General features: G+C 70.1%; 5 protein-coding genes. 1 reads left to right on the plus strand and 4 read right to left on the minus strand.

The features are described from left to right. Positions 1 to 516: 516 nt before the first annotated feature. Both ACFXGX_RS31215 and ACFXGX_RS31220 read right to left on the minus strand, forming a co-directional pair. Complete coding sequence (locus tag ACFXGX_RS31215; protein ID WP_351861896.1) at positions 517 to 816, minus strand: DUF3039 domain-containing protein; 300 nt, start codon at positions 814 to 816, stop codon at positions 517 to 519. A gap of 85 nt (positions 817 to 901) precedes the next feature. Further along, positions 902 to 1,474 carry a YqgE/AlgH family protein gene (locus tag ACFXGX_RS31220; RefSeq protein ID WP_384797663.1) on the minus strand — a complete coding sequence of 191 codons (573 nt, stop codon included), beginning with the start codon at positions 1,472 to 1,474 and terminating at the stop codon, positions 902 to 904. 281 nt (positions 1,475 to 1,755) lie between these two features. On the opposite strand from ACFXGX_RS31220, the gene murA reads away from it, so the two are divergent. Next, positions 1,756 to 3,096 (plus strand): UDP-N-acetylglucosamine 1-carboxyvinyltransferase, encoded by a 1,341-nt coding sequence (gene murA / locus ACFXGX_RS31225; protein ID WP_384797666.1) that lies wholly within the window; start codon positions 1,756 to 1,758, stop codon positions 3,094 to 3,096. A 178-nt stretch (positions 3,097 to 3,274) separates the two neighbouring features. Here the strand turns inward: murA and ACFXGX_RS31230 are convergent, their stop codons facing one another. Together ACFXGX_RS31230 and ACFXGX_RS31235 are read right to left on the minus strand one after the other, a co-directional pair. Then, a complete protein-coding gene (locus ACFXGX_RS31230) occupies positions 3,275 to 3,556 on the minus strand; it encodes an HU family DNA-binding protein (RefSeq protein ID WP_037619258.1) in 282 nt (93 codons plus the stop codon). A 374-nt stretch (positions 3,557 to 3,930) separates the two neighbouring features. Beyond that, positions 3,931 to 5,364, minus strand: coding sequence for an NAD-dependent malic enzyme (locus ACFXGX_RS31235; protein ID WP_384797669.1), 1,434 nt, complete (start codon positions 5,362 to 5,364; stop codon positions 3,931 to 3,933). Positions 5,365 to 5,656 lie beyond the last annotated feature (292 nt).

Here is a 5,656-nt window from a genome sequence, read left to right on the forward strand (position 1 = left end):
ACCGCAGGACGCCGGTCAGCCCCAAGGCACCGGTCGACCGCAGGACGCCGGTCAGCCCCAAGGCACCGGTCGACCGCAGGACGCCGGTCAGCCCCAAGGCACCGGTCGACCGCAGGACGCCGGTCAGCCCCGGGGCGCCTGGTGCCGCCCGGCGGCGCGGTGGTCACCGTCCGCGCCACGGCGATCCGGGAGCACTGGGCTTCAACGGGCGTCCTCCAGCCAGAGCGTGTTGCGGCATGCGCAATGGCGGTTTCGCATCGCACAACACTCGGAGGCTAAGGAGTACCGGGACCCGCCCACAAGAGGTCTACACCACTCTGTGATCGCGGGCGGCTGTGAAAAACAGGCCGGCCCGCACAGGACACAGCCGCGCCCCGCTCGAACGAAGCGGCCACGGCACCCGCGCACGGCCCCGCCCCGGCCCCCGCACGCGACACGGCCGCGGCGCCCCTCGGCGGGAGCGTCGCGGCCGTGGCCGGTCTGCGCGGCGTACCGCGCCGGGGCCGGAGCCCGGCGCTACTTCTTGTCGCCGCCCTTGCCCTGGTCGCCGCCACCGGCGCCCATGGACTCGAAGATCTCCTTGCACATGGGACACACGGGGTACTTCTTCGGGTCGCGGCCCGGCACCCACACCTTGCCGCACAGCGCCACCACGGGCGTGCCGTCCAGCGCGCTCGCCATGATCTTGTCCTTCTGGACGTAATGGGCGAAGCGCTCGTGGTCCCCGTCGCCGTGCGACACCTGCGGCGTCGGCTCTACGAGGGTCCCCGTCCCCGTGCCTCGCTGGGGCTGGGTCTCAGGCTCAAGAGTGCTCATGAAGCCAAGGGTACTGGGGCTCGCAGCCATCAGTTGAGGGAAGGGTCGCGCGCCTTCGGCGGAAGGCACGGGGCCGGTGCGCCGGTCAGTTGAGGGAGGGGTCGTCGGGGTACGTCGCGACCATCGCCAGTTCGCTGCGCTGGCGGCGCAGGACCTCGCGCCACAGGCGTTCGGGCGCCGGGGAGGAGACGTCACCGGGTTCGGACTCGACGACGTACCAGGCGCCTTCGACCAGTTCGTTCTCCAGTTGACCCGGTCCCCAGCCCGCGTATCCGGCGAAGATGCGCAGGGAGCCGAGGGCGGACGCCAGAAGCTCGGGCGGGGCCTCCAGGTCCACGAGACCGATCGCGCCGTGCACCCGCCGCCAGCCGAGGGGCGCGCGCTCCCCCGCCATGCCGCCCGGGATGACCGCCACCCCCAGCGCGGAGTCCAGCGAGACGGGGCCGCCCTGGAAGACGACACCCGGTTCCCCGGTCAGCCCGGCCCAGTTCTCCAGGATGTCCCCGACACCGACCGGCGTCGGACGGTTGAGGACGACACCGAGGGAGCCCTCCTCGTCGTGGTCGAGGAGCAGCACCACCGCACGGTCGAAGTTCGGGTCCGCCAGGGCGGGCGTGGCCACGAGCAGCCGCCCTGTGAGCGAGGACACCTCGGTCATGCCAGACATGATCCCGCACATTCCCTTCATGTGGGGAGCCAATGCGCGTACGGGAGTGAATGCAGCTCAGGGCGCAACGAAGCGTCGCCCGCGCACACCCGTGACGGTGACCCCGCGTACCCGGCCCGGGACGGCTCGTGTTGTGGCCAAGCTATGACAGAGCTGAGTCCTCCTCGGGCTTCCTGCGCCGGGGCGGGCGCCCATTACCCTTGCTGTTCGGCTCCCGTACGACCGGCCGGCCGACGACCCACACCTGCCCAACTCATCGGAACGCGAGATACATGACCGTCAACGACGATGTCCTGCTTGTCCATGGCGGAACCCCGCTTGAGGGCGAGATCCGTGTCCGCGGTGCGAAGAACCTCGTACCGAAGGCCATGGTCGCCGCCCTGCTGGGCAGCGGACCGAGCCGGCTGCGCAATGTCCCCGACATCCGCGACGTCCGTGTCGTACGCGGGCTGCTGCAGTTGCACGGTGTGACCGTCCGTCCGGGTGAGGAGCCCGGTGAGCTGATCCTCGATCCCTCGCACGTCGAGAGCGCGAACGTCGCCGACATCGACGCCCACGCGGGCTCGTCGCGCATCCCGATCCTCTTCTGCGGCCCGCTGCTGCACCGGCTGGGCCACGCGTTCATCCCGGGCCTCGGCGGCTGCGACATCGGCGGCCGGCCGATCGACTTCCACTTCGAGGTGCTGCGGCAGTTCGGCGCGAAGATCGAGAAGCGGGAGGACGGCCAGTACCTGGAGGCCCCGCAGCGGCTGCGCGGCACCAAGATCCAGCTTCCGTACCCGTCCGTGGGCGCGACCGAGCAGGTGCTGCTGACCGCGGTCCTCGCGGAGGGTGTCACGGAGCTCTCGAACGCGGCCGTGGAGCCGGAGATCGAGGACCTGATCTGCGTCCTGCAGAAGATGGGCGCCATCATCGCGATGGACACCGACCGGACGATCCGCATCACCGGTGTGGACTCGCTCGGCGGTTACACCCACGCGGCTCTCCCGGACCGCCTGGAGGCCGCCTCGTGGGCCTCCGCGGCGCTGGCGACCGAGGGCAACATCTACGTCCGCGGCGCCCAGCAGCGGTCGATGATGACGTTCCTCAACACCTACCGCAAGGTCGGCGGCGCCTTCGAGATCGACGACGAGGGCATCCGCTTCTGGCACCCGGGCGGCCAGCTCAAGTCCATCGCCCTGGAGACGGACGTCCACCCCGGCTTCCAGACCGACTGGCAGCAGCCGCTCGTCGTGGCCCTGACGCAGGCCACCGGCCTGTCGATCATCCACGAGACGGTGTACGAGTCCCGGCTGGGCTTCACATCCGCGCTGAACCAGATGGGCGCGCACATCCAGCTCTACCGCGAGTGCCTCGGCGGCTCGGTCTGCCGCTTCGGCCAGCGCAACTTCCTGCACTCCGCGGTCGTTTCGGGCCCGACGAAGCTTCAGGGCGCCGACCTGGTCATCCCCGACCTGCGCGGCGGCTTCTCGTACCTGATCGCGGCGCTGGCGGCGCAGGGCACGTCCCGCGTCCACGGCATCGACCTGATCAACCGCGGCTACGAGAACTTCATGGACAAGCTCGTGGAGCTCGGCGCGAAGGTCGAACTGCCCGGCAAGGCGCTCGGCTAGCACTTCGGCGGGTTCGCCCGCGTACACCACGTACGCGGGCGTTCTCGGCCACGTACGTTCGCGGTCTTACCCGCGTACGCCGATGGGGCGGCCCCCTGAAAGGGCCGCCCCATTGGCGTTGCTGGGCTTCGTACGCCTCCCGCGTCCCGCGTCCGCGGGGAACGTACCGGCGCCGGGACTAGTTGCCCTTGGCGGCTTCCTTGAGCTTGCTGCCCGCGGAGACCTTCACGCTGAAGCCGGCCGGGATCTGGATCGGGTCGCCGGTCTGCGGGTTGCGCGCGGTGCGAGCGGCACGGTGAGTGCGCTCGAAGGTCAGGAAGCCGGGGATGGTCACCTTCTCGTCGCCCTTGGCGACGATCTCGCCGACGGTCTCGGCGAAAGCGGCCAGAACGGCGTCGGCGTCCTTGCGGGTCACCTCGGCACGGTCGGCCAGCGCGGCCACCAGCTCACTGCGGTTCATGTTGTTACTCCCGTGTTCTTCTTGCTGTTGAGGCGTGCCAGGCGGCGGAGCCGCATATCGGGCACAGTGAAGCCGATGCTGTCAGGGTCCTCGGTCGGCTCCCGGACCCGGGTCCGTCGCCAGACCGTCGCGCCCGAATACGCATCCTGCCCCCACCTGCGGCGGGAAAGCCAATCCGGCACCCCTGGGAGTCACACGAACACCCTTGGGGGTCACACGAAGAGGCCCCTGCGAGGCCTGAGCCTGGCCGCCACCCTAGAGGCGGCCACTGGCCCCGCGTTCCGCGACGCGCCGGGTTCCGGGCGGTCGTGGCGCCCGTCACAGACGGGACGTCGGCCGGTACGGCACGGGCGCGCGGCCCGGCTCGACCCGTGCTACACGCTCGTGTTGGCCACGTCCGCCGCCCCCGCCGCCTTCGCCGCGTCACGCACCGCTCCGGCGACCGCGCCCGCGACCTTGTCGTTGAAGACGCTGGGGATGATGTAGTTCGCGTTGAGCTCGTCCTCGGTCACCACGCTCGCGAGCGCGGCTGCGGCGGCCAGCATCATCTCCGTGTTGACGGTACGCGACTGGGCGTCCAGGAGGCCACGGAAGACGCCCGGGAACACCAGGACGTTGTTGATCTGGTTGGGGAAGTCGGAGCGGCCGGTGGCCACAACTGCCGCGGTCTGGCGGGCGATTGCCGGGTCGACCTCGGGGTCGGGATTCGCGAGCGCGAACACGATGGCGTTCTCCGCCATCGAGGCCACGTCGTCGCCATCGATCACGTTCGGGGCGGAGACACCGATGAACACGTCGGCGTCGCGCACCGCCTCCTTCAACGTGCCCGTGAGGCCTTCGAGGTTGGTGTTGTCGGCGATCCAGCGCAGCGGCGAGTCCGGGGCGGCGTCGACGAGGTCGCCCCGGCCCGCGTGCACGACGCCGTGGATATCGGCGACGACGGCGTTCTTCACCCCGGCGGCGATCAGCAGCTTGAGGATGGCCGTACCGGCCGCTCCCGCGCCGGACATGACGACCCGGATGTCGCCGATCGCCTTGCCCGCGACGCGAAGTGCGTTGGTCAGGGCGGCGAGGACGACGATGGCCGTGCCGTGCTGGTCGTCGTGGAAGACGGGGATGTCGAGGGCCTCGCGCAGCCGGGCCTCGATCTCGAAGCAGCGCGGCGCGGAGATGTCCTCCAGGTTGATGCCCGCGAAGCCGGGGGCGATCGCCTTGACGATCTCGACGATCGCGTCGGTGTCCTGGGTGTCCAGGCACAGCGGCCAGGCGTCGATGCCGGCGAAGCGCTTGAAGAGGGCCGCCTTGCCCTCCATGACGGGCAGCGCGGCCATCGGGCCGATGTTGCCGAGGCCCAGCACCGCGGAGCCGTCCGTCACGACCGCAACGGAATTGCGCTTGATGGTGAGGCGGCGGGCGTCCTCGGGGTTCTCGGCGATCGCCATGCACACCCGGGCCACACCCGGGGTGTAGATCATGGAGAGGTCGTCACGGTTGCGGATCGGGTGCTTGGACTGCATCTCGATCTTGCCGCCGAGGTGCATGAGGAACGTACGGTCGGACACCTTGCCGAGCGTCACGCCCTCGATGTTCCGGAGCTCCTCGACGATCTCGTCGGCGTGCGAGGTGGAGCTCGCCGCGATGGTGACGTCGATCCGGAGCTTCTCGTGCCCGGACGCGGTCACGTCGAGGCCGGTCACCGAGCCTCCGCTGGACTCCACGGCCGTCGTGAGCTGGGAGACCGCGGTTCCGCTCGCGGGCACCTCCAGCCGGACCGTCATCGAGTAGGAGACGCTGGGCGCCGTTGCCATGGCCGACTTCCTCTGCTTTCACCGAGTCACTGCTGTGTGCCGTCCGATCGTCGCACCTACCACTGAGTACGCGGTAGTCGCCCCGGATTGCGAACGTTTTGTTCGCCGGGGGTTCGCGTTTCGGAAAGCGGATTCCACTGTACGAGAGGGTGTCCGCCTCCGCGAGAGAGGGTCGGGTGACGAAAGAGGCCCACGTCACGGGTGGGGTGGGCGGCTCCAGGTCCGAGGGTGAACGACGACGGGCCATTACACCGGACCGCCGGGGACGCGGCGGGGCCTGTGGTCGCGCGGT

Source organism: Streptomyces sp. NPDC059371 (genome assembly GCF_042751995.1).
In the GTDB taxonomy this organism is placed as follows: domain Bacteria; phylum Actinomycetota; class Actinomycetes; order Streptomycetales; family Streptomycetaceae; genus Streptomyces.